Annotated in this window: 23 protein-coding genes and 1 other RNA gene; 15 read left to right on the top strand and 9 right to left on the bottom strand. The window is 52.1% G+C overall.

Annotated features, from left to right (window positions below):
* Positions 1-5 precede the first annotated feature (5 nt).
* Both G3I67_RS10655 and G3I67_RS10650 read left to right on the top strand, forming a co-directional pair.
* Positions 6-2387 (top strand): McrB family protein, encoded by a 2382-nt coding sequence (locus tag G3I67_RS10655; protein WP_163655128.1) that lies wholly within the window; start codon positions 6-8, stop codon positions 2385-2387.
* Positions 2387-3745 (top strand): McrC family protein, encoded by a 1359-nt coding sequence (locus tag G3I67_RS10650; protein ID WP_163655126.1) that lies wholly within the window; start codon positions 2387-2389, stop codon positions 3743-3745. Before G3I67_RS10655 ends, G3I67_RS10650 begins: the two co-directional genes overlap by 1 nt.
* Positions 3746-4218: 473 nt before the next feature.
* Here the strand turns inward: G3I67_RS10650 and G3I67_RS10645 are convergent, their stop codons facing one another.
* The 9 genes from G3I67_RS10645 to ompA all read right to left on the bottom strand — a co-directional run bounded on the left by G3I67_RS10645 (position 4219) and on the right by ompA (position 10366).
* The gene (locus tag G3I67_RS10645) at positions 4219-4848 is read right to left on the bottom strand and encodes a hypothetical protein (RefSeq protein ID WP_163655122.1); all 630 of its coding nucleotides are present in this window, start codon (positions 4846-4848) and stop codon (positions 4219-4221) included.
* 89 nt (positions 4849-4937) lie between these two features.
* Positions 4938-5567 carry a DUF799 domain-containing protein gene (locus G3I67_RS10640; protein WP_163655120.1) on the bottom strand — a complete coding sequence of 210 codons (630 nt, stop codon included), beginning with the start codon at positions 5565-5567 and terminating at the stop codon, positions 4938-4940.
* Positions 5564-5929 (bottom strand): DUF4810 domain-containing protein, encoded by a 366-nt coding sequence (locus G3I67_RS10635; protein WP_163655117.1) that lies wholly within the window; start codon positions 5927-5929, stop codon positions 5564-5566. The genes G3I67_RS10640 and G3I67_RS10635 overlap by 4 nt, the downstream gene beginning before the upstream one ends.
* Positions 5930-5936: 7 nt before the next feature.
* On the bottom strand, positions 5937-6266 hold the full coding sequence (locus tag G3I67_RS10630) for a hypothetical protein (protein ID WP_163655115.1): 330 nt from the start codon (positions 6264-6266) through the stop codon (positions 5937-5939).
* Between the two features lie 2 nt (positions 6267-6268).
* Entirely contained in the window at positions 6269-7246 is a 978-nt protein-coding gene (locus tag G3I67_RS10625; RefSeq protein WP_163655113.1) for a CsgG/HfaB family protein, read from the bottom strand.
* 440 nt (positions 7247-7686) lie between these two features.
* Positions 7687-8048: a transfer-messenger RNA gene (gene ssrA, locus G3I67_RS10620) on the bottom strand.
* A 164-nt stretch (positions 8049-8212) separates the two neighbouring features.
* Positions 8213-8878: a phosphoglycolate phosphatase gene (gene gph, locus G3I67_RS10615; protein WP_163655111.1), complete on the bottom strand. Its 666-nt coding sequence runs from the start codon at positions 8876-8878 to the stop codon at positions 8213-8215.
* Complete coding sequence (gene ubiG, locus G3I67_RS10610; RefSeq protein WP_163655109.1) at positions 8875-9600, bottom strand: bifunctional 2-polyprenyl-6-hydroxyphenol methylase/3-demethylubiquinol 3-O-methyltransferase UbiG; 726 nt, start codon at positions 9598-9600, stop codon at positions 8875-8877. Before ubiG ends, gph begins: the two co-directional genes overlap by 4 nt.
* 190 nt (positions 9601-9790) lie before the next feature.
* Entirely contained in the window at positions 9791-10366 is a 576-nt protein-coding gene (gene ompA, locus G3I67_RS10605; RefSeq protein ID WP_163655107.1) for an outer membrane protein OmpA, read from the bottom strand.
* A gap of 523 nt (positions 10367-10889) precedes the next feature.
* On the opposite strand from ompA, the gene gyrA reads away from it, so the two are divergent.
* The 13 genes from gyrA (at position 10890) to G3I67_RS10540 (ending at position 24739) form a co-directional block, all read left to right on the top strand.
* The gene (gene gyrA / locus G3I67_RS10600; protein WP_163655105.1) at positions 10890-13526 is read left to right on the top strand and encodes a DNA gyrase subunit A; all 2637 of its coding nucleotides are present in this window, start codon (positions 10890-10892) and stop codon (positions 13524-13526) included.
* A 1-nt stretch (position 13527) separates the two neighbouring features.
* Positions 13528-14661 carry a 3-phosphoserine/phosphohydroxythreonine transaminase gene (gene serC, locus G3I67_RS10595; RefSeq protein ID WP_163655103.1) on the top strand — a complete coding sequence of 378 codons (1134 nt, stop codon included), beginning with the start codon at positions 13528-13530 and terminating at the stop codon, positions 14659-14661.
* On the top strand, positions 14654-15739 hold the full coding sequence (gene pheA, locus G3I67_RS10590) for a prephenate dehydratase (RefSeq protein ID WP_163655101.1): 1086 nt from the start codon (positions 14654-14656) through the stop codon (positions 15737-15739). The genes serC and pheA overlap by 8 nt, the downstream gene beginning before the upstream one ends.
* Positions 15740-15760: 21 nt before the next feature.
* Positions 15761-16891, top strand: a complete 1131-nt coding sequence (gene hisC / locus G3I67_RS10585) for a histidinol-phosphate transaminase (protein ID WP_163655099.1) — start codon at positions 15761-15763, stop codon at positions 16889-16891.
* A complete protein-coding gene (locus G3I67_RS10580) occupies positions 16888-17781 on the top strand; it encodes a prephenate dehydrogenase (RefSeq protein ID WP_163655097.1) in 894 nt (297 codons plus the stop codon). Before hisC ends, G3I67_RS10580 begins: the two co-directional genes overlap by 4 nt.
* A complete protein-coding gene (gene aroA, locus G3I67_RS10575; protein WP_163655095.1) occupies positions 17778-19094 on the top strand; it encodes a 3-phosphoshikimate 1-carboxyvinyltransferase in 1317 nt (438 codons plus the stop codon). Before G3I67_RS10580 ends, aroA (G3I67_RS10575) begins: the two co-directional genes overlap by 4 nt.
* Positions 19091-19753, top strand: coding sequence for a (d)CMP kinase (cmk, locus tag G3I67_RS10570; protein ID WP_163655089.1), 663 nt, complete (start codon positions 19091-19093; stop codon positions 19751-19753). Before aroA (G3I67_RS10575) ends, cmk (G3I67_RS10570) begins: the two co-directional genes overlap by 4 nt.
* 112 nt (positions 19754-19865) lie before the next feature.
* Positions 19866-20195 carry a prephenate dehydrogenase dimerization domain-containing protein gene (locus G3I67_RS10565; RefSeq protein WP_203583611.1) on the top strand — a complete coding sequence of 110 codons (330 nt, stop codon included), beginning with the start codon at positions 19866-19868 and terminating at the stop codon, positions 20193-20195.
* On the top strand, positions 20192-21508 hold the full coding sequence (aroA, locus tag G3I67_RS10560; protein WP_163655091.1) for a 3-phosphoshikimate 1-carboxyvinyltransferase: 1317 nt from the start codon (positions 20192-20194) through the stop codon (positions 21506-21508). The genes G3I67_RS10565 and aroA (G3I67_RS10560) overlap by 4 nt, the downstream gene beginning before the upstream one ends.
* A complete protein-coding gene (cmk, locus tag G3I67_RS10555; protein WP_163655089.1) occupies positions 21505-22167 on the top strand; it encodes a (d)CMP kinase in 663 nt (220 codons plus the stop codon). Before aroA (G3I67_RS10560) ends, cmk (G3I67_RS10555) begins: the two co-directional genes overlap by 4 nt.
* Before the next feature lie 112 nt (positions 22168-22279).
* The gene (gene rpsA, locus G3I67_RS10550; RefSeq protein WP_163655087.1) at positions 22280-23992 is read left to right on the top strand and encodes a 30S ribosomal protein S1; all 1713 of its coding nucleotides are present in this window, start codon (positions 22280-22282) and stop codon (positions 23990-23992) included.
* A gap of 5 nt (positions 23993-23997) precedes the next feature.
* A complete protein-coding gene (locus G3I67_RS10545; RefSeq protein WP_163655085.1) occupies positions 23998-24318 on the top strand; it encodes an integration host factor subunit beta in 321 nt (106 codons plus the stop codon).
* Positions 24319-24418: 100 nt separating this feature from the next.
* Complete coding sequence (locus tag G3I67_RS10540; protein ID WP_163655083.1) at positions 24419-24739, top strand: LapA family protein; 321 nt, start codon at positions 24419-24421, stop codon at positions 24737-24739.
* The last annotated feature ends 14 nt before the right edge of the window (positions 24740-24753 follow it).

Here is a 24753-nt window from a genome sequence, read left to right as displayed (position 1 = left end):
AAAGCATGGCCGACTATTTCACCAGTGACCACTTCAAACTGCTTAACAAGTGGAAGGGGCAAAAGCGGGACGAATCCAACCCCGAGCAGAACCGCGCCTACGAGGAATTGAAGAAGGCCTACGAGGTCACCGAGGCGTGGGCCAACGAGGTGAAGACCAAGTTGTTCCCGACGGGTGTGATCAAGGTTCGCAAGCGCCCGACCAGTCAGGCAAATTCCTTCCTGCCGTACAACTGGGCGCGCATCTACCCGGCAGCGGATTCCCCCAAGGAACTGGCTTATACCGTGGGGATTGGGGCTGATGATGGCTTTGTGGTCAAGATCGACACGGTCGGGCTTGATGAGGGTGCACCCGTGCGCCGTAACTACCTTGCGCTGCGCGGCGACTACGACAACGGGTCGCCCATCGTCGCGATGCTGCCGGCGTCAGAAGGGCTGGGCAAATCGCTGGCTGAATTGGTCGATTGGAGCATCGAGGCCATTCGCAAATTCGGCGTCCGCTATGACGAGGTGGTGGCCAAGCTGGATTTGGGTGAAAAACTCAGCGACGAAGACCTGCTCAAGCACTTCGATGGCAAGCCCACCTTCAAGACCTTCCGGGCTTCGTGGTCGGCGCAGGACAAGGCTAGGTTTTGCCGGTTGGCCAGAGCCGTTCACGCGGCGGGGCTGGATTGGTGGCACATGGGCAAAGGGATTCAGGTCCGCTTTGGCCGCAAGAACCCTGGCAGTGAGCGTGCGATCGGTGTGCTCGGTGTGATCCGTGGCACCCGCACTCGAAAAATATCCTGGACACGCGATGTCGGTGCCGTGCCAAAGTTGAACCGGGAGCCACTGACCGATGATCTGGTGGCGAAAATCGAAGCCGCCTTTGTCGCCGAGCGTGAAACGTTGGACGAGTGGTTGGTGTTGGAAACCGAACGCCCAGGTCTGTGGCCTGACCAACTACGGGATGACCCGACGGAGTCCGATGAGGAATCAGATGACGAGGAGCCACCGATGGATGCCGCTGTCACGCAAGCCTTCAATCGCATCTACTACGGGCCGCCCGGGACAGGCAAGACATACGAAGTTTCCAAATTGCTGCGGCGAGACTATGAGCAAGCAATGACGTCGGTGTCTGCGGCGGAATGGCAGAGCCAATTTATCGCTGACAGGATCGCTCCGCTCAAATGGTGGGAAGCTGCCGTATTGGCGTTGATTGACCTTGGCGGAAAAGCCAACGTGAGCCAGCTATTGGCGCACCCCTTCATCGATGCACTGGCGACGGCCAAGGGCCGCAAGGACAACCTGCGACAGACAATCTGGACGACGCTGCAGGAACGCACAGTTGATGAATCCACGACTGTCAAACAGAAGCTGCGCTTTAGCCCGCAGGTATTCGACAAGAGCGAGGAGTCCGTTTGGCAACTGGCCGGTGAATGTGAAGAAGCTTGCGCCGACCTCGTTGCCTTGCTCAAGGAGTACCGGGCTGGCGCCCAGTCTTCGGAAATCCTTCGTCACTACAGCTTTGTCACGTTCCATCAATCGTATAGTTACGAGGAGTTCGTGGAAGGCCTGCGTCCGGTGTTGGATGACGGCACAGAATCGGGCGCGATCAAGTACGAAATACGCCCAGGCGCATTCAAGGATCTGTGCCGCAAGGCACGCCTCGCACCGGAGCAGCGCTTTGCCATGGTCATCGACGAGATCAACCGGGGCAACATCAGCAAGATTTTCGGCGAACTGATCACATTGATCGAACCGGACAAGCGTGAGGGTGCGGAAAACACCATCTCGGTCACGTTGCCGTACTCGGGCGAATCATTCTCGGTACCACCCAACGTTGACATCATCGGCACGATGAACACAGCGGATCGGTCGCTTGCCCTGCTTGATACAGCGCTGCGCCGCAGGTTCGACTTTGTGCCTGTGCTGCCGGACGCGCGTGATGAGGCGGGTACGCCACTTTTTGGTCTGCGGGTGACATTGGGTGGGCAGGTGATCGACATCCCGCGAATGCTGTCCGTCATCAATCAGCGTGTCGAGGCACTTTACGACCGCGATCACTGCATCGGTCATGCTTACTTCACGTCGCTTGTACAAGTCCCTGACGGAGACGAACGGCTCGTGGCGTTGTCGCAGGTCTTCAGTAATCGCATCGTTCCCTTGCTCGAGGAATACTTCTTCGAAGACTGGCAAAAAATCCGGCTTGTGTTGGCAGACAACCAGAAACCCGAGGCGTCGAGGTTTGTGATTGAGAGCCAGGACCATGAAGAGGATCTGGCGCGTTTGTTCGGCAGCGATCACGGCCTGGACACCTATGCCACCAAGCAGCGCTACGTGGTTCAGGATGCGGCGTTCACCAACCCGGATGCCTACATTGGCATCTACCAGACGCTGCCAGTCTGATGAATGGCTTGACGATTTACGAGTTTGATGCACTTGCGTCAGCGGAGGCGGACTTCACGGTTATCGATGACGTGCACCAGGTTCCTGCCAGCGTATTTGGCTGGCTTGAGGAGCAGTGCCTGCGCGCTGCAGACGCGGGAGATGCCGCCTGGCTGCGCTGGGCACAGCGTCGTGGACGCCGTGTCATCCAAGTGACCAGCTTTGTCGGCGTCATTCGTGCACCGGACGGATACCAGATAGAGGTGCTGCCGAAAGTCGGCAAGGCCATCGGTGGCGGTGCGGTCGAGGCGCGTCAGTTGCTGATTGAAATGCTGTGCTGTCTGGATGCCTTTAGGCATGTGCTGACCAATAGAGCCCAACTTTCTGCGGCGCGGATGCCGCTATTGGAAATTTTCATCAGCGAGTTTCTGCGCGCTGTCGAGCACATCGTCAAGCGTGGTCTTCGGAGTGACTACCGCCAGCGGCAGGACAACTTGTTTGCCTTGCGTGGCAAACTTCTGATGTCACCACACTTGCGGCAGAACATGTTCCGGGCAGACCGCTTTTTCACTGAGCAAGATGAGTTTTCGACGGATCGACCAGAAAACCGCCTGCTACACACGGCGTTACGGCGCGTGTTGATTCTGACTGGAATGAATGCCAACCAGCAGCTAGCCCGAGAACTGGATTTCGTTTTTGCGGACGTTCCGCCTTCCACGCAAACCCTGATCGATTTCCAGCAGGTGCGACTGGACAGAGGCATGGGCTACTATGTCGATGCCCTTGCTTGGGCACGCCTCATCTTGAACGAAGAATCTCCTCTGACGGGCTCGGGGCGATACACCGCTCCATCATTGTTGTTTCCGATGGAGGCGGTCTTTGAAGCGTATGTGGCCACGCATCTTGTACGGCAGCTGACTCCACCTCTCATCTTGAAGACCCAGGCACGCAGTCATCACCTGGTTCGCCACTGCGAAATGAATTGGTTTCGGTTGAAGCCAGATTTGCTGATTCGGGATTCAGATCGAGATTTACTGGTGCTCGACACCAAGTGGAAGCTGCTCGATGGTCTGAAGGCGAACGGAACGGACAAATACGGTTTGTCCCAGAGCGACTTTTACCAGCTGCAAGCCTATGGATTAAGTTATCTGGACGGCACCGGGGATGTTGTTTTGATCTACCCCAGAACGGATGCATTCGACGACCCGCTGCCCGTGTTTGTTTTTCCGAAGTCCAGCGGAATGCGGCTCTGGGTGCTGCCGTTTTGCCTCAAGGAGCGTCGTCTGAAGCTCCCAGTTTTCCCGCAACTGGAGTCGATCTTCGTCGGCAAGAACAGCAACGCAACCCAGGTCGAGAGTTTCAATGCGGTACCGGCTTGAGTGCAATACGAACGGAAGATAGAAAAAAGGCGCTTAACCTTGGCAAATCGATCGTCGACTACCTGACCTCGCATCCTGATGAGAAATTCTCGGCCCGACAGATTGCTGAGTGGATCTTCGCTTGCGTTGGCAAGGGGGCATCGCTAGCTTGCGATGCTGGAATCAGGACAGGTAAGTTCACTGCGAGAGATCGCTGCCCATGAGGGAGTCAACAATAGTTACGTCAGTCGCATGATGAACTTGACGGTGCTTGCGCCTGATATCTTTGAAGCAATTTTGGATGATGAGTTTACCTGATCACCTGACTTTGTTTGATATTGCTGTAAATCGGTTGTCGCTTTGGGATGATCAAATAAAGGAAAGAAATTTTTTGATGCCAGCATATAGAGCTCTAAAAATTCGCATTGTCTTTTATCGTAATTCAACATATGCCATTATTGACGACAGTTAGCGATAGTTATTGAATAGATAAATTAGATTTTTTTGTGTGCTTTTTTTGCTAGTCCCCAAATCTTGCCAGTCAAAATCCAGAAGATCATAAATGGATATATTAATGCCGCTCCAACGCGTCTTCTAAAAACAAAAGTTAGGATAATTAATCCTATGTATAGGGTATTTATTAAATATATCTGAAAGCGTAACTTTGATTGAGTGCTTTTGATATATTCCAAAATTGTTGAACTAAATTCGCGATGATAAAAAACAATTGAGGGCTCGTTCGGATATTTTTCCTCATTTTTTGCAGAAAAATCTCTCAAATAATCGCTAGTTAGAGCTGCTAGTTCGGGATTCAGTTTGTAAAGGTTACCTAGGTAAGGATAAGCATAAATATTTTGTGATAACTGCTTTGCACAATCGTAGCTTCCATAATAATAAGAACTTTGTGATTTACCGTTTTCTTTGCCGCGGCAAAATCCCAGGGCGTTTGTTGCATTTTGCCAAAGTTTTAGATCTGAGCTCCCTTGGAGTGCAAGTCGCGTAACTGCGTTGTTATCAAACGGAGTTAAGGTGGTTGAGTATGGGTAATTACTTGGTAATGTTTTAAATAAAATTAACATGGCTAAAGCTAGCAAAAGACCAAGATACCCTTTAAGTTTTTCCATTAGTAATAATAGTCCTTCGGTTTGTGGTTTTTCATGGCAAGTAAAATTAGAAATTACGTGCTAGCCAGATAATCATTCGCAAGTTAGAACTATTTTTTTATGTCAGTGTAGGGGCCATCAGGAAGTGCATTAGGCCCCATCAAAAAAACTTGTGCGTGTGCCTGTTGAACCAACGGAATGTAATTTGGTGCCGCACGCGTGACTGCAGCGTTAATGGCTGCGACTATCAACATAGCGAGAGGGTGTCCACCGCTGCTGTTGCTAGGCGAATAAACTAGTTTTTTATCTTCATTCCAGAGTTCAACATTGTCTTTGCTAACCAGTCGATAATTAATTTCAACTGTTACGGTAGTTGTGATGAATGCGTACTGCGCATCCCATCGATTGATAGTTACGAAAAGGACGGAGTCTGCACCAAATATGCTGGCTAAGTGAGCGGCATCTTCCTTGTGGATTCGGTCGCTTTCGTAAAATCCCTCCTGCTCGAGAACCACTTTGGTTGTATGAACAGGAAAAACGTAGTATCCCTTTTCTGCCAACGGGATGGGTAAGGTTGCTAGCGCGTAGGAGGGCGCATCAAGATCAAGCGACTTGTTTACAACAGGCACCACCAGAATCGATCTGGGGGCAGCAGTATTGAAAGCTGACATATCCTTTTTTTGAACACCTGCACACCCAGTCAGAAGAATTAGGAATGCCATCGATAGAATTCGTCTCATTTTTTATCCTGTCCTAATTTCTTTTCTCTGCTGTTGAGGTTGTTGATCAACGAATCCATCAACGTTTTGCTTTCTGGCCAGGCATCTCTTTCTTTTGCGTAGTAGATCTTTGCCTTATCAACTGAGCCTTCTTCTAGATAAAGAGTGCCAAGTTCTGCATAAAGACCCGGGGGAACTTTTTGATCACTTGCTTCGAGTGCTGAAGTTGTTTCTTCAAGCCTGATTTTTAATGCTTCAACCTGACTAGGATCCTTATAGGCTTCATAGAGCTTTCGCTCATAATCATTCCATTGGTATTTTTTAGTCGCGCAGCCAGATAGCCCCACGAGTACTGCAAGCGAAAGAATCAGAGCAAGGCGCATGCGAAGATTACCTAATCACGAAAGTTTGATTGATGCCGTCGCCGGCATAGATTTTTTCTTCAATAATTTTTTTGTTATCAAGGTAAATGCTGATAATGTGAGGTCCAGGAAGTAATCTGAGGGCTGCTTCGCCATCTTTGTAGTTACGCGCCACTCCCACATCCAAACCATCAACTTTCACCGTTGCATCTAGCATTGCATCATTTGGGGCTTTAAAAGAAATCCCTGGTCTTGTATCTACAGTGCTACGCTTTTCGGTAGGCCACTGTGTGCATGCAGATAAAACCGTACACGAGATGAAAGCGAGCATTAAAAATTTGAGAGATTTTTTAATCATTTTTATTGCGCTCCATCAAAGCGTATCACCATGTCGCGAATTTTTTTATTTCCAATCGAGCCGCTGACGACGCTGGCTACAGATCCTTCGTTGAGTTCACCCTCCCCAAACAAGGAGTCCACCCTAATCGTCGCAATCGCTTGCCCTGGCAATGTAATGTTGGCGCCAGTTTGAGGTGATTTAATAGTTTCGCCTGCTGTCAGAACTGAAAATGTCATACCGGGCTTGATGCCTTGACTCTTGCCTCCGCCAATGAAAATGCGAGAACCTTCAGCTTTTAGAATATAAGTTTGCCAAGGCTTGGTGTTGATTTCCATGGTCATCTTGCTGATGGCATCACCGACGGCTTGACTGATAGCTGCATCTCCTAGTGTTCCATCGTAATCGGCTCTTGAGCCGAAGCCAAAGGTGGAAGAAGCTTCATTAGATGCTTCGCCGGCGCCTGACGTGGCAAAGTAAACATGTCCGTTGCTGGTGTCTACCAACCGTATATCAATTTTGGCAAAGGCGACTTGTTTTTTGCTAGCAGATACAAAACCGCTCTGACCTACCGTTTTTCGACCAAATTCTGTAAGTGATCCAACAATCAGGGTATCAACACCAATCAGATTCAATTTTGATCCAGTTAATTGGCTCTCGCTCTGAACTCGTCCAATATCAGGGCGCTCAAACACCAAGTAGGCACCAGACTCTGTAAGAGCCTTACTCATCATGTCAGTGACTTGTTTTCCGAGTGGGTCGTTGAATTGGTCTCGAAGAAGCGATCGACCGTAGACGGTTTCGTTGGTCACTCGACCAAGAGCAATTTTGCGTTTTAAGGTGGGAGTGGCTGGCGCCTGAGCCTTGACGGCAGCTTGAGCTTCCCTTTGTGCTTGTGCTGATTGTGGGGCTTCTTTTTGCGCGATTGGTGGTGTTTGTACAGCACACCCCGAAACAAACGCCATTGCTGTTAGCAGCAAACACAAACGAAATGTTTTCATGTGAAGGACTACCTAAAATTATTGGTTACTTACATAATACTCGCCAGTTTAAAAAGTGTTTTCTTTGGCGAGACAAATTCAGTTTTACATATAAAGGTTTGAACATGCTGTTGATGAATATTATGAGCAGATGAGTGTCTCAACAGACGCCACACAGCTTTACAGCTCTCCGATTTACTTACCAATGCTAAATAAAAAAACACTCGCTTAGTCCGCAAGTAACATATTGATTTTTATAGTATTTGTATAAGACACTTGCGGACTTCGATCAGTATCTAAGGCTGTGAAATTCAGAGACATTCCGCCCCCAGAGACAAAACGCTCCCTTTTACGGCCCTGAACCATATTCTCTACAGTCCGTAACACCCCGCGGGAGCTCGCATGAACCCAAATCTGTAGGCAAAAAAATACCAACCCCGAAGGGTTGGTATGTGCGGTATTGGTGGAGCCGGGGGGAATTGAACCCCCGTCCGCGAGACCTCTGCAGGCAGTTCTACATGTGTAGTCGATTTATTTTTTGTTTAACCTCGGACTTAGCCAACCGACAGGCCGGACCTTGGCGATTCACATAGTTTTAAGAATTGGCTGTGTGACCCAGACAACCCCGATTCCTTGTAAATGACGCTGCTGTGGGTTACCCCACCTGACCCAAAGACAAATCAGTGCAGCGGCTCACCGCTTAAGCGGCCAGAGCGAAACGCTCGTCGTTGGCGTTTATAGTTTTCCAGTGGATTTACGAGCGAACTGGTGCTCGACATGCCCTGCACTGTGTCGCGACCCACGTCGAATCCGGATCGGCCCCAGTAGTTGGATTGTAGACGAACAATCTAAGGGTTAAGACAACTTAATCGTAAAAGAGTTCAATCTTCGGTTACAACTTTTGTCATACAGCCTAAATAGGGCAAGAATGAAAAAATTCAAGTCCGTTTTGCGCGAATAAGTTGGCTTCAACTGACGTCATAGCGATCATTGGCGGACTAACTTCCGAATAGCCGGCCACATCTCGCGCGCTGATTGAACACAGTGGTCCGCCTGCCAGGTTTCAACCGGATGATCAGGTCCGCAATAGCCATAGGCGGCTGCGATTGAAGGCATGCCGGCAGCTTTGGCGGCCTGAATGTCACGAATGTCATCGCCCACATACATGCAGCGTTCGATATCAAAACCGGCTTGTGATGCGGCATGCAGAAGCGGAAGCGGATGTGGTTTGGCGTGCGCAGTCGTATCACCGCAGACTAGGACGGCGCAATCATCCGCCAGACCAAGTGCTTGAACGATTGGTGCCGCCAAGTAGGTCACCTTATTAGTGACGATTCCCCACTTCATGCCTTCGGATTTGATTTGTGACAACAGCTCCGGCACTCCATCAAATAAGCTGGTATCGACTGTCATCGCCGCTTCATAGTCTTTCAAAAACTGTACGCGTGTCGCTTCGTATTCAGGATGGTCAGTCGCCATGTCCAATGCGCAGCGCAGCAAGCCGCGTGCACCAGCGGAAGCATAAGGGCGCAAAATATCGACCGGTAACGGTTCAAGGCCGCGACGCATGCGTTGCTTGTTTGCCGCAGCGGCTAAATCCGGCGCGGTATCTGCCAAAGTCCCGTCAAAATCAAACAAAACAAGTGCGCTCATTTGCGTGTTGCCATCAGGTAGTTGACGCTAGTGTCGTGATTCAGTGAATAGTGCTCGGTGATCGGGTTGTAACCCATGCCACGCATATCGACTGGTTCCAGTCCCGCATCACGGGTTGATGTGGCCAGTTCGCTCGGGCGGATAAAATTTTTCCAGCTGTGCGTGCCGCGTGGGAGCAGGCGCAAGATATATTCGGCACCCACAATTGCGAACATGAAAGATTTCGGATTTCTGTTGATCGTGGAAAAAAACACCCAGCCACCAGGTTTGACCAATGTCGAGCAGGCTCGAACGATGGATCCCGGATCAGGTACGTGCTCAAGCATTTCCATGCAAGTGACAATCTCGAATTGTCCTGGATGTTCTGCAGCCATGTCCTCGGCACTGATATTGCGGTAAGTCACCGGCACTCCTGATTCCAGTCCGTGCAATTTAGCGACTTTGAGTGATTTTTCGGCTAAATCGATTCCAGTGACTGTCGCACCGGCGACTGCCATGCTTTCTGCCAGAATGCCTCCGCCACAACCGATATCAATGACGTTTTTACCGGCGATCCCACCTGTAAGCTCTTTGATCCAATCCAGACGCAGTGGATTAATTGCGTGTAAAGGCTTGAATTCGCTGTTTGGATCCCACCAGCGCGAAGCCAATGCACTGAATTTATCGATTTCAGCCTGATCAACATTGCCGGAAGCAGGGGGAGTAGGGGTGTGTAGCGACATAAAAATCAGCTAATTCTTAAAAAGGCGGAAAATAGGGGTGTCAATCAAGATTGCATTAAATAGGCGGCAATCTGGGATGATTCTAAATCTTTAACGAAAACAAAAAAAGCAATAAAAAAGACCTCGCAAGCGAGGTCTTTTTGTCGATGTGAACAGTGCCTAGGCACTATTCACTAATCGTTAACAAGAATTACTTCTTGCTGCCGATGATTTCGACTTCAACGCGGCGGTTCTTGGCGCGACCAGCAGCTGTTTTGTTGTCAGCAACTGGGTTCGACTTACCTTTACCTTCCGTGGTCACACGGTTAGGATCGATACCTTTCGAAACCAAGTAGGCCTTAACTGCAGCAGCGCGACGCTGTGACAGCTTGATGTTGTAGTCAACCGTACCGATCGAGTCGGTGTAGCCAACAGCAATGATGGTCTCGAGCTTGATGGCCTGGGTCTGAGCGACAACCTGGTCAAGCAGCTTCTTGCCTTCTGGTTTGACGATAGCTTTGTCAAAGTCGAAGAGGGCTTCAGCTTTGATCGAAATCTTGTCAGCCATTGGGTTGGCAGCAACTGGCTTAGCAACGCCATCGCAACCCTGAGCACCCGTAGCAGGTGTCCAGAATGCATCGCGCCAGCAGAGCTCATTGGTACCGTTCTTCCAAATGAGCTCGTTTGAGCCGTTCTTCCAATTGTCTACCGTTTGCGCGGAAGCTGCGCCGGTTGCCGTAATGGCAGCAAAGGCGAGTGCCAGAGCGAATTTGGAGGGTTTGTTCATGTTTCTCCTCGTTTGAGCTTGAAGCTGGATAAGTGACTCGCAGCGAACCCCCGCCGCAAATAAAAAAATAAACCATTCAGAAAACAGGGCAAGTATATCAACACCCAGTGGCAACCTCAAAGAAATTACCAACATTGTTTCCTGCGTGCTGAACGAATCTTAAGGCATTTAGTGAACTTTTGTCTTTCTTATGGCGTCACAGGGGCATGGATATCAGCATTTCTACGTTTAAAGGCTGTTTCATGTTGGTTTTTGGCAACAAGCTGACTTGATTTGATCCTCAAGTGTCAGTTTTTTGCACCATTTACATTCGGACTCAATTGTGCTCAGTTTGAAGTGTCGAATTGATCCAGGTAGTCCGCCTTGCGGCTGATATATGACGCGAACTGTCATAGTTCACCAGTGTATACATATAAAGGGGGATTTCGCGCAACATACAAAGGCAGGGGTCGGTGTAGAATTCGAGGTTGACCTTTAGCCCCCGAACCGGGGTGATCAACCGCTGTCTTTTACCGCGAACTATATGGATTCCTTTGCCAAGGAAACTCTTCCGATCTCACTGGAAGAAGAAATGCGCCGCAGTTATCTCGATTACGCAATGAGCGTGATCGTCGGGCGCGCCCTCCCGGATGTCCGGGATGGTCTGAAGCCTGTGCATCGCCGCGTCTTGTATGCGATGCATGAATTGAATAACGACTGGAACCGCGCCTACAAGAAGTCCGCGCGTATCGTCGGTGATGTGATCGGTAAATACCATCCCCACGGCGACCAGGCTGTATACGACACCATCGTGCGTATGGCCCAGGACTTTTCCCTGCGCTATATGCTGGTTGACGGTCAGGGTAACTTTGGTTCAGTTGACGGTGACAGCGCAGCGGCGATGCGTTACACCGAAATCCGTCTGGCCAAAATCGCTCACGAGCTTCTTACCGATATCGACCAGGAAACCGTTGATTTCGGGCCCAACTACGACGGTAGCGAAAACGAACCGCTGTTGCTGCCGTCTCGGCTTCCCAATCTGCTGGTCAACGGAAGTTCGGGTATCGCCGTGGGTATGGCAACTAATATTCCCCCGCACAATCTGGCTGAGGTGGTGGATGGCTGTCTGTATTGCTTGCGCAATCCTGGTTGCTCGGTTGATGAGCTGATCGAACTGATCCCCGCACCCGATTTTCCGACCGGCGGCATCATTTACGGCATCGTTGGCGTGCGTGAAGGTTATCGCACCGGGCGTGGTCGCGTCATCATGCGCGCCAAAACCCACTTCGAAGATATGGAGAAGGGCAATCGACAGCAGATCGTGGTCGATGCCTTGCCTTATCAAGTCAACAAGAAGACTCTGCAAGAACGCATCGCCGAGCTTGTTAACGACAAGAAGATCGAAGGCATCTCCGATATTCGTGACGAGTCCGATAAGGACGGCATGCGTCTGGTCATCGAACTCAAGCGCGGCGAGGTACCGGAGGTTGTACTGAACAACCTGTACAAGCATACGCAGTTGCAAGACACGTTCGGCATGAACCTGGTTGCGCTGGTGGATGGGCAGCCTCGTCTGCTCAATCTCAAGCAGATGGTGGAATACTTCCTGTCCCACCGCCGCGAGGTTGTCACGCGTCGAACAGTATTCCAGTTGCGTAAAGCACGGGAACGCGGACATGTGCTCGAGGGCCTTGCCGTAGCGTTGGCCAATATTGATGAATTCATCGCGATCATCAAGGCTGCTCCGACCCCACCCGTTGCGCGTCAGGACTTGATGGACAAGGCATGGGATTCATCCCTTGTGCGCGAAATGCTGTCGCGTGCGGATGCGCAAGCGGTAGGCGGTCGCGCTGCGTATCGTCCTGATAATCTTCCGGATAAATTCGGTTTGCAAGGTGATGGTTTGTATCGCTTGTCCGAGACGCAGGCTCAGGAAATCCTGAACATGCGCTTGCAACGCCTGACCGGCCTTGAGCAGGACAAAATTGTTGGCGAATACAAGTCCGTCATGGATATGATTTCCGATCTGCTGGATATTCTGGCCAAGCCCGAGCGTATCACTGCGATCATCGGCGATGAACTACAGGCAATCAAGACCGAATTCTCGACCAACGCTAAGGATACCCGTCGCTCGGACATCGAACTGAATGCGACCGAGCTCGACACCGAGGATTTGATCACGCCTGCCGATATGGTCGTGACGCTTTCGCATGCCGGCTACATCAAGAGCCAGCCGTTGTCCGAGTACCGCGCGCAGCGTCGTGGCGGTCGCGGTAAGCAGGCTGCGGCGACTAAAGAAGACGACTGGATCGACCAGTTGTTCGTGGCGAATACCCACAATTATTTGTTGTGTTTCTCGGACCGTGGCCGTGTGTATTGGCTCAAGGTATGGGAAGTGCCGCAAGGTACGCGCAGCTCGCGCGGCAAGCCGATCGTCAATATGTTCCCGTTGGTCGACGGAGAGAAGATTACGGTCGTTCTGCCGATCAAGGAATTCAGTGATGTGCAGACCGTATTCATGGCTACCTCGCGTGGAACTGTGAAGAAGACCCCGTTGTCTGACTTCTCCAATCCTCGTAAGGCCGGCATTATCGCGGTCGACTTGGATGAAGGTGATTTCCTGATTGGAGCCGAACTGACAGATGGCAAGCATGATGTCATGCTGTTCTCGGATTCCGGAAAGGCCGTGCGTTTTGACGAGAACGATGTGCGTCCGATGGGACGTAACGCCCGCGGTGTCCGAGGTATGATGCTTGAGGAAGGTCAGTCCGTGATCGCGATGCTGGTGTCCGGAGACGAGTCGCAAACCGTGTTGACCGCGACGCAAAACGGCTTTGGAAAGCGTACGCCGATTACCGAATACACGCGTCATGGTCGTGGCACCAAGGGCATGATCGCCATCCAGACCTCGGCGCGCAACGGTAAAGTGGTTGGAGCTGTTTTGGCCAACTCCACGGATGAGATCATGCTGATTACCACCGGTGGCGTCCTCGTGCGTACACGGGTTGCCGAAATTCGCGAGATGGGTCGCGCCACGCAAGGCGTGACCTTGATCAATGTGGACGATGGCAGCATGCTCTCAGGTGTGCGTCGAGTCGTTGAAAGCGATGCGGATGGCGAAGATACCGAAAGCGATGTAACCGGAACGGACACCACCGACGAGTCCGCATCGGAATCCTGATATGACGACGCGCCCCTGGAATTTTTCTGCCGGGCCGTCGGCCATGCCAGAAGCCGTGTTGCAACAAGCCGCTGCAGAGATGCTTGATTGGCATGGCAGCGGTATGTCCGTGATGGAAATGAGCCATCGCGGCAAACAATTTGTTCAGATCTGCACTGAGGCTGAAGACGATTTACGTCGTCTGGTGGGGATTTCGGATGATTATGCGGTGTTGTTCATGCAAGGTGGCGCATCTGCAGAAAATGCCATCATTCCGATGAATCTGTTGGGTTTAAACCCGCAGCACAAGGCTGATTTTGTGTTGACCGGAATTTGGTCGGTCAAGTCACAGAAAGAATGTTTGCGATATGGTGATGCTCACATTGCCGCATCCGGTGGTGAAACGACGCAAATCAATGGCAAACAGTACGACCCCTGGACGTGGGTCCCGCCGTTATCGTCTTGGCAAGTGCGCAAAGACGCATCTTATTTGCATATCTGCAGTAATGAAACCATCGGTGGCGTCGAAACCATGGATTGGCCGAACACGGCTGATTTAGGCGCGCCCGGCGTGCCATTGGTGGTAGACGCCTCTTCACATTTTTTGTCGCGCCCTATGGATGTATCCAAAACCGGAATGATTTTTGCCGGTGCGCAGAAAAATGCCGGCCCGGCAGGCGTGACGATTGTGATCGTACGCCGTGACTTGATCGGACATGCTTTGCCGATTTGCCCCTCTGCGTTTAACTATGCCAATGTGGCTGCCGAACGCTCCATGTTCAATACGCCACCCGCCTATGCGATTTATATCGCCGGATTGGTATTCAAGTGGGTATTGCAACAGGGAGGAGTGGCGGCTCTCGAAAAGCAGAATATCGCCAAGGCGCAAGCGTTGTATGGCTTTTTTGATCGTAGCGATTTTTATCGAGTTCCTGTCGAAGTGTCTGCCCGCTCGCGCATGAATGCTCCTTTCTTTTTGAATGACGCATCGCTGGATGCCGAGTTTCTTAAAGGAGCCGAAGCGCGAGGCTTGATGCAGTTAAAGGGGCATAAGAGTGTCGGTGGAATGCGCGCCTCCATTTACAATGCGATGCCGATGGCTGGTGTCCAGGCATTGATTGATTACCTCAAAGATTTCGAGCGTACGCATGGATGAGTCATTACAAGCAAAGTTGATCCCTTTGCGGGATCGTATCGATCAGATTGATGCTGAAATTCTTGATCTGCTGAATCAGCGCGCCAAAACTGCGCAGCAAGTCGGCGAGGTCAAGCATGCTTTTCATGCCGAGGGGCCGGTGTTGCGCCCTGAGCGTGAATCTCAGGTGATTCGTCAGTTACAGGCAAAAAATCGCGGACCTTTTCCGTCTGAAGGGGTAGAGGCTGTCTGGACGCAAATCATATCCGGATGTCGCGGTCTTGAGCAGGCGTTGGCTGTTGCATTTCTCGGTCCGGTCGGTTCGTTCTCCGAGCAGGCTGCTTTGCTTCATTTTGGGCATGCCGTGACGGGCGTGCCATGTCCTTCGTTTGATGAGGTTTTCCGTTCTGTCGAAGCCGGAGCCGCAAATGTCGGTATGGTGCCCGTCGAAAATTCCACTGAAGGTGCTGTCAACCGCACGCTGGATCTGCTGTTGGGATCGCCCCTGAAAATCATCGGTGAGCGTTCGATTCCGATTCGTCATTGCCTGTTGGCATTGAATCCTGATTTGAATGGCGTGACGCGTGTGCTTGCGCATCCTCAGGCTTTGGCTCAGTGTCAGGGATGGCTTAGTCGCAATCATCCCAATCTGCCGCGTGAACCCGTATCCAGCAATTCCGAAGCCGCACGAATCGCGTCTCAGGATCCGACCGTCGCTGCGATCGCAAGCGATGCCGCAGCTGAAACCTGGGGCCTGAACATGATTGCCGCCGGTATTCAGGATGATCCGCAAAACCGCACCAGATTCCTTGCCATTGGCCATATCCCGACATTGCCGAGTGGTCGCGACAAGACCAGTTTGATTTTGGCTGTGCCCAATCGCGCCGGGGCAGTGTACGAGATGCTTTCCCCCTTATCCGAAAACGGAGTGTCGATGACGCGGTTCGAATCGCGTCCCGCACGCACCGGGCAATGGGAATACTACTTCTACGTCGATATCGAAGGACATTGCGAAGATGCGCGCGTTAAGAATGCGTTGACCGCACTCGAACAGAAGTGTGCATTCTTCAAGGTCTTGGGCTCTTACCCTGCGCAGTAATTCGCAATAAGGTTTTCAACTATGTCATCAAATCATTCGGCCCTAGTCGCGCCCTCGCACATCTCCGCTATCGCTCCGTATCAGGCGGGCAAGCCCATCGAGGAGCTGGCGCGCGAGTTCGGTATCGATCCCGCTGAAATCGTGAAGCTTGCTTCGAATGAGAATCCGCTTGGGATGCCACCCTCTGCTCAAAAGGCGGTGACTGCGGCGATTAATGGTTTAGGCCGCTATCCCGATCCTGCCGGCTTTGAACTGAAGCAGGCTTTATCGGATCGCTATGACGTCCCTCAATCCTGGTTGACATTGGGTAACGGTTCAAACGATATTCTCGAGCTTGTCGCGATGGCCTTGCTCGAACCGGGTACTTCCTGCGTGTATTCGCAGCATGCTTTTGTTGTCTACAAGTTGTCGACTCAGGCGCGTGGCGCCCGCCATATTGTTGTGCCGGCTCGCGAGTATGGTCATGACCTTTCGGCGATGCTTGAAGCGATTGATGATACAACTCGCCTGGTCTTTATCGCGAATCCGAACAATCCCACCGGTACTTACTTGTCCAATGCAGCACTCGAGTCATTTTTGGCAGAGGTTGCCAAGCGTCATGGCACACGAGTGACGGTTGTTCTGGATGAGGCATACAACGAATTTCTCGAACCTGAACTGCGTGTCGATAGCATCGGACTTGTCAAAAAATATCCGAATCTGTTGGTGTCACGTTCATTTTCGAAGGCATATGGACTAGCCGGTTTGCGTGTGGGTTTTGCCGTTGCCCAGCCGGTACTGACCGACTTGCTTAATCGTGTGCGTCAGCCTTTTAACGTGAACTCTTTGGCTCAGGCAGCTGCGATTGCAGCTTTGAAAGATCAGGATTTTCTTGCACGCAGTTTTGCGGTGAATCGCGACGGCAAAAAACAATTGCAGAATGCCTTCACTCAATTAGGCCTGAAGTTTGTGCCTAGCTTTGCGAATTTCGTTTTGGTGCATGTGGGTGATGCCGCTCGCATCAATCTCGAATTGCTCAAGCGTGGCGTGATCGTGCGTCCTGTTGCAGGCGACGGATTGCCTGAGTGGTTGCGTGTATCGATCGGATTGCCTGAGGAAAATCAGAAATTCATCGATGCGTTGACTGCAATTTTGAAAACGTCTCATAAATGAGCGCGCAGTCCCAACGCCCCATCGCACATGTCGACACATTAGCCATTGTCGGCGTTGGGTTGATCGGTGGTTCATTTGCTGCGGCTTGCCGCGAGGCGGGTCTGGTCAAGCGCATTCTGGGCGCGGGACGTCGTCCCGAAACCCTGGCTACTGCTGTAGAACTTGGATTGATCGACGAGGCAGTGAGTTTGAAAGAGGCTGCCGAGCGAGCTGATCTGATTTTCATCGCAGCTCCCGTTGGCGCTTTTGCGACAATTTTCAGCGAACTTGCCCCTTGGTTGAAGGCCGGCAGTTTATTGACCGATGGCGGCAGCACTAAACAAAATGTTGTCGATGCCGCGCGGCTGGGATTGAAGGATCGCATTGGTCAGTTTGTTCCCTCGCATCCTATGGCAGGATCGCATGAAAAGGGGCCGCAAGCAGCAGATGCCAATTTATATAAGGGGCGGCGCGTGATCTTGACCCCTTTGCCTGAAAATGACTCCAAAAGCGTCGAATTGATCAGAAACATCTGGCAAGGTTGCGGAGCCAAAGTTGTCTCACTTGAGCCTGCCCAGCATGACAAAGCGGTAGCTGCCGTCAGTCATATGCCCCACTGGATTGCCGCACTGTTCATGCAGCACATTATCCAGAGCGAAGATGTCGAGACCAAGCTGCAAACCGCCGGGACCGGTTTTCGAGATTTCACGCGTGTCGCGCAAGGCTCGGGTGAAATGTGGCGTGATATTTTCATCGCCAATCGCTCGGCGATGCTCTCCGAGATCGCAGCCTTTCGCAAGGTGCTGGATCGTGCCGAACAGGCTTTGCAAGAAAGCGATGAAGCCTGGCTGATGGATATGCTCGAAACTTCGGCGCATGCGCGTGCCAATTGGACGGGAAACCAGTCATGAGCCATCTGCCATTTTTGGACTTGCCCGCAGTCACCCGGGCTAACGGGACGGTGACGCTGCCGGGTTCTAAAAGTATTTCCAATCGCGTCTTGCTACTCTCGGCGTTAGCGGCGGGACAGACTCGCATCGACGGCTTGCTGCAGTCGGATGACACAAAAGTGATGCTTGCCGCTTTGCAGACGCTGGGTGTTCAGATTGAACGACATGCCAGTGATTCGGTTACGGTGAGCGGAGTCGAATCATTCCCTGTCAAGCAGGCAGATCTTTTTATGGGCAATGCCGCCACGGCGATTCGCCCATTGACTGCGGCGTTGACAGTCATGGGTGGTCATTACAAGTTGAGCGGTGTGCCGCGCATGCACGAGCGACCGATAGGTGATCTGGTCGACGGGTTGCGCGAAATGGGCGCTCAGATCGATTACCTTGGCCAAAACGGCTATCCGCCTTTGCAAATCAGTCCTGCTAAAGCCTTAATGGATCGCGTCAGCGTTCAGGGCTCTGTCTCCAGTCAGTTTCTGACTGCCGTGTTGATGTCCGCGCCGCTCGTTGTGGCCAAGACTGGGCGCGCCTTGACGATTGACGTTGTTGGCGATTTGATTTCCAAACCCTACATTGACATCACTCTGAATCTGATGATGCGATTTGGAGTGCGGGTTGAACGACATGGCTGGCAGAAATTTATCGTCGCTTCGGATAGCCGATATGTATCACCAGGGAGAATCTTCGTTGAAGGAGATGCTTCATCTGCATCGTATTTCCTGGCGCTTGGTGCGATCGGTGGTGGCCCTGTAAAAGTGATTGGTGTAGGGGATCAGAGCATCCAGGGCGACGTGGCTTTTGCCGATACGATCGAAGCAATGGGCGCCCAGGTCAAGCGCGACGGTTCATCTATCGAAGTCACTGGGATAAATGTTTCTGAAGGACAAAGACTGAAGTCTTTTGATGCGGATTTCAACCTCATCCCTGACGCCGCCATGACTGCGGCAGCACTTGCATTATTTGCCGACGGGCCGTGCACCCTTCGCAACATCGCAAGTTGGCGCGTCAAAGAAACTGATCGCATTCACGCGATGCAGACCGAATTGCGTAAATTGGGAGCCGAGGTTTCAAGCGGACCGGATTGGCTTCGTGTTTCGCCTATTGCCAAGGGGCAGTGGCACGACGCTGTGATCGATACATATGATGATCATCGCATGGCGATGTGCTTCTCGTTGGCCGCTTTTGGATCAGCTTCGGTCAGAATTATGGATCCAGACTGCGTCAGCAAAACCTTTCCGACATATTTCGATGTGTATCGGGATTTGACCAAATGACGCAACTTGCCCCGGTTATTACGATTGATGGTCCAACTGCATCAGGCAAGGGTACGGTGGCACACCGCGTCGCCTCCGCACTTGGATTTAGTGTGCTGGATAGTGGAGCACTATACAGACTGACCGCGTTATCGATACTGAATCAGCAGATTGACCCTGACGATGCAAATGCTGTTGCAGGTGCCGCTCAAGTCCTGCAGGTCGAGTTTCATCAGAACGGCGTGCGATTGGCTGGGCAAGAGGTGTCCGAGCTGATTCGTCAGGAGCAAGTCGGCAATCTGGCTTCTCGGATAGCTCCTAATCCGGCCTTGCGGGCTGCTCTGCTCGATAGGCAACGCGCTTTCAGGCGATTTCCCGGACTGGTGGCGGATGGTCGTGATATGGGTACGATTGTCTTTCCGGATGCGAAATTAAAAATATTCTTAGTTGCCAGTGCGGAGGCGCGCGCGCAGCGAAGATGTAACCAATTGATCGAAAAGGGAATTTCTGCTAATCTAGCAGACTTGCTTCGCGATATGCGTGAGCGGGACGCGCGTGATACGCGGCGTGCCGTCGCACCACTTGTTCCGGCGCAAGGCGCCCACACAGTAGATTCTTCCAACCTGACCATAGATCAAACTGTTCAGGCCATACTGGATCTCTGGCGTGCGTCGTTTTGATAGGTGCCTGTCAATCAAATGATTTGAATGCAGGTTTTTTAAACTCCACCTGATGTCCTTGCTGGCGGATGGTGTGTTACCCGGCTCTTTGAGCCATTTGGATCTTCTTTACATGTCAACTCAACAAACTTCAACCCAAGCCGGCGAAAGCTTTGCCGCACTGTTCATGCAGCACATTATCCAAAGCGAGGATGTCGAGACCAAGCTGCAAACCGCCGGGACCGGTTTTCGAGATTTCACACGTGTCGCGCAGGGTTCGGGTGAAATGTGGCGTGATATTTTCATCGCCAATCGCCCCGCGATGCTCTCCGAGATCGCAGCCTTTCGCAAGGTGCTGGATCGTGCTGAACAGGCTTTGCAAGAAAGCGATGAAGCCTGGCTGATGGATATGCTCGAAACTTCGGCGCATGCGCGCGCCAATTGGACGGGAAACCAGTCATGAGCCATGTGCCATTTTTGGACTTGCCCGCAGTCACCCGGGCAAACGGGACAGTGACGCTGCCGGGTTCTAAAAGTATTTCCAATCGCGTCTTACTACTCTCGGCGTTAGCGGCGGGACAGACTCGCATCGACGGCTTGCTGCAGTCGGATGACACAAAAGTGATGCTTGCCGCTTTGCAGACGCTGGGTGTTCAGATTGAACGACATGCCAGTGATTCGGTTACGGTGAGCGGAGTCGAATCATTCCCTGTCAAGCAGGCAGATCTTTTTATGGGCAATGCCGCCACGGCGATTCGCCCATTGACTGCGGCGTTGACAGTCATGGGTGGTCATTACAAGTTGAGCGGTGTGCCGCGCATGCACGAGCGACCGATAGGTGATCTGGTCGACGGGTTGCGCGAAATGGGCGCTCAGATCGATTACCTTGGCCAAAACGGCTATCCGCCTTTGCAAATCAGTCCTGCTAAAGCCTTAATGGATCGCGTCAGCGTTCAGGGCTCTGTCTCCAGTCAGTTTCTGACTGCCGTGTTGATGTCCGCGCCGCTCGTTGTGGCCAAGACTGGGCGCGCCTTGACGATTGACGTTGTTGGCGATTTGATTTCCAAACCCTACATTGACATCACTCTGAATCTGATGATGCGATTTGGAGTGCGGGTTGAACGACATGGCTGGCAGAAATTTATCGTCGCTTCGGATAGCCGATATGTATCACCAGGGAGAATCTTCGTTGAAGGAGATGCTTCATCTGCATCGTATTTCCTGGCGCTTGGTGCGATCGGTGGTGGCCCTGTAAAAGTGATTGGTGTAGGGGATCAGAGCATCCAGGGCGACGTGGCTTTTGCCGATACGATCGAAGCAATGGGCGCCCAGGTCAAGCGCGACGGTTCATCTATCGAAGTCACTGGGATAAATGTTTCTGAAGGACAAAGACTGAAGTCTTTTGATGCGGATTTCAACCTCATCCCTGACGCCGCCATGACTGCGGCAGCACTTGCATTATTTGCCGACGGGCCGTGCACCCTTCGCAACATCGCAAGTTGGCGCGTCAAAGAAACTGATCGCATTCACGCGATGCAGACCGAATTGCGTAAATTGGGAGCCGAGGTTTCAAGCGGACCGGATTGGCTTCGTGTTTCGCCTATTGCCAAGGGGCAGTGGCACGACGCTGTGATCGATACATATGATGATCATCGCATGGCGATGTGCTTCTCGTTGGCCGCTTTTGGATCAGCTTCGGTCAGAATTATGGATCCAGACTGCGTCAGCAAAACCTTTCCGACATATTTCGATGTGTATCGGGATTTGACCAAATGACGCAACTTGCCCCGGTTATTACGATTGATGGTCCAACTGCATCAGGCAAGGGTACGGTGGCACACCGCGTCGCCTCCGCACTTGGATTTAGTGTGCTGGATAGTGGAGCACTATACAGACTGACCGCGTTATCGATACTGAATCAGCAGATTGACCCTGACGATGCAAATGCTGTTGCAGGTGCCGCTCAAGTCCTGCAGGTCGAGTTTCATCAGAACGGCGTGCGATTGGCTGGGCAAGAGGTGTCCGAGCTGATTCGTCAGGAGCAAGTCGGCAATCTGGCTTCTCGGATAGCTCCTAATCCGGCCTTGCGGGCTGCTCTGCTCGATAGGCAACGCGCTTTCAGGCGATTTCCCGGACTGGTGGCGGATGGTCGTGATATGGGTACGATTGTCTTTCCGGATGCGAAATTAAAAATATTCTTAGTTGCCAGTGCGGAGGCGCGCGCGCAGCGAAGATGTAACCAATTGATCGAAAAGGGAATTTCTGCTAATCTAGCAGACTTGCTTCGCGATATGCGTGAGCGGGACGCGCGTGATACGCGGCGTGCCGTCGCACCACTTGTTCCGGCGCAAGGCGCCCACACAGTAGATTCTTCCAACCTGACCATAGATCAAACTGTTCAGGCCATACTGGATCTCTGGCGTGCGTCGTTTTGATAGGTGCCTGTCAATCAAATGATTTGAATGCAGGTTTTTTAAACTCCACCTGATGTCCTTGCTGGCGGATGGTGTGTTACCCGGCTCTTTGAGCCATTTGGATCTTCTTTACATGTCAACTCAACAAACTTCAACCCAAGCCGGCGAAAGCTTTGCCGCGCTGTTTGCAGAAAGTATCGAAAAACAGGACATGAAATCCGGCGAGGTTATTTCCGCCGAAGTCGTCCGTATCGACCACAATTTTGTGGTTGTGAATGCAGGTCTGAAATCAGAAGCCCTCATTCCCCTCGAAGAATTCCTGAACGATCAGGGCGAGCTTGAAGTCCAGCCGGGCGATTTCGTCTCGGTTGCAATTGATTCGCTCGAAAACGGCTACGGTGACACCGTGCTGTCCCGCGATCGCGCCAAGCGCTTGTCGGCTTGGCTGTCACTTGAACAGTCGCTCGAAAAGAACGAACTCGTCACCGGCACGATCACAGGCAAAGTCAAGGGCGGTTTGACCGTCATGACAGCCGGTATCCGTGCTTTCTTGCCCGGCTCGCTGGTCGATTTGCGTCCTGTCAAGGATACGACCCCGTTCGAAGGCAAGACCATGGAATTCAAGGTCATCAAGCTTGATCGCAAGCGCAACAACGTCGTATTGTCGCGTCGTGCAGTGCTTGAAGCCAGCATGGGTGAAGAGCGCCAGAAGTTGCTCGAAAACCTGCAGGAAGGTTCGGTTGTTCGCGGCGTAGTCAAGAACATCACCGATTACGGTGCGTTCGTCGACCTCGGCGGCATCGATGGCCTGTTGCACATCACCGACATGGCATGGCGCCGTGTACGTCATCCATCCGAAGTTCTGACGGTTGGCCAGGAAGTCGAAGCCAAGGTTCTGAAGTTCGATCAAGAGAAGAGCCGCGTCTCTCTGGGCGTCAAGCAACTGGGCGAAGATCCATGGGTGGGTCTCGCACGTCGCTACCCACAGGGCACTCGCCTGTTCGGTAAAGTTACCAACCTGACCGATTACGGTTCATTCGTTGAAGTCGAAGCCGGTATTGAAGGTTTGGTTCACGTGTCCGAAATGGACTGGACCAACAAGAACGTTGATCCACGCAAGGTCGTGACTTTGGGTGAAGAAGTCGAAGTCATGGTCCTCGAGATCGACGAAGACCGTCGCCGCATTTCGTTGGGCATGAAGCAGTGCCGCCAGAATCCATGGGAAGAGTTTGCCGCCAACTTCAAGCGTGGCGATAAAGTCCGTGGTGCGATCAAGTCGATCACCGACTTTGGCGTGTTTGTCGGCTTGGCTGGTGGCATCGATGGCCTGGTTCATCTGTCTGACTTGTCCTGGACCGAAACCGGTGAAGAGGCCGTTCGCAACTTCAAAAAGGGTGACGAACTCGACGCGGTCGTTCTCGGTATCGATACCGACAAAGAGCGTATTTCGCTCGGTGTCAAGCAACTCGAAGGTGATCCGTTCAATAACTTCGTTGCCACTTACGACAAGGGCGCTGTTGTTCCCGGTACCGTCAAGTCGGTCGAGCCCAAGGGTGCTGTCGTGACCCTGTCGCTGGACGTTGAAGGCTATCTGCGCGCATCCGAAATTTCTTCGGGTCGCGTTGAAGATGCAACCACTGCAATCAAGGTCGGTGACAATATCGAAGCCATGATCATCAACGTCGATCGCAAAGCGCGCTCGATCCAGTTGTCGATCAAGGCACGTGACAATGCCGAGACCGCAGATTCGATGGCACGTCTTTCCGAAGCCAGCGCTTCGTCGGGCACAACCAATTTGGGCGCTTTGCTCAAGGCCAAGCTCGATCAGGCTCGTGACACTGAATAATCACGGTGACCAAGTCTGAACTGATTGCTGCACTGGCGGCGCGCTACTCTCAGCTGACCGCCCGTGACACCGACTATGCCGTCAAGACCGTTCTTGATGCAATGACCCAGGCACTTGCCGAAGGTCAACGCATCGAAATTCGCGGTTTTGGCAGTTTTTCGTTGTCTGAACGTGCGCCGCGTATCGGTCGCAATCCCAAGTCTGGTGAGCAAGTGATGGTGCCCGGCAAACAGGTGCCTCACTTCAAAGCCGGCAAAGAGTTGCGCGAACGTGTGGATTTGAACGCTGACGAAAGTGAGCAAGTCGTGAATCGGGCAGTGGGCTAAAATCCTCTTGCTTTGATATAAACCGCCTTCAATGGCGGTTTTTTTATGGAGGATCGGGCCAGACCGCTTACAATCTTCTTTTGCATACGGGAGAGAATTCATGCGTTATCTTGTCTGGGCATTACGACTGATCGTCTTTGTCGTTGTTTTGATGTTTGCGCTTAAAAACACCGAAGCCGTTAAGGTCGTTTTCTACGCGGATAAAGGAATAGATAACGTACCCCTGATCGTCGTGATGTTGTCGACTTTTGTCCTGGGTACTTTGTTTGGCTTGTTGCTTACTGTGCCTGCATCGTTAAAGCGACGCCGCGAAGTCGCCAGATTGCGCAAAGAGATTGATCGAATCCAAGAGGCGGTCAATCCCGGAGCCGCGGCGAAACTGGCGGCCGCTGAGGCGGTTGTTCCGCTGTCACCCCTTTGATTTGTTTTTTCGGA

This window comes from Sheuella amnicola (assembly GCF_010499255.1).
Taxonomy (GTDB): domain Bacteria; phylum Pseudomonadota; class Gammaproteobacteria; order Burkholderiales; family Burkholderiaceae_B; genus Zwartia; species Zwartia amnicola.
Note: the sequence above shows the minus strand (reverse complement) of the source record. Positions and strands in the feature narration are given on the sequence as shown.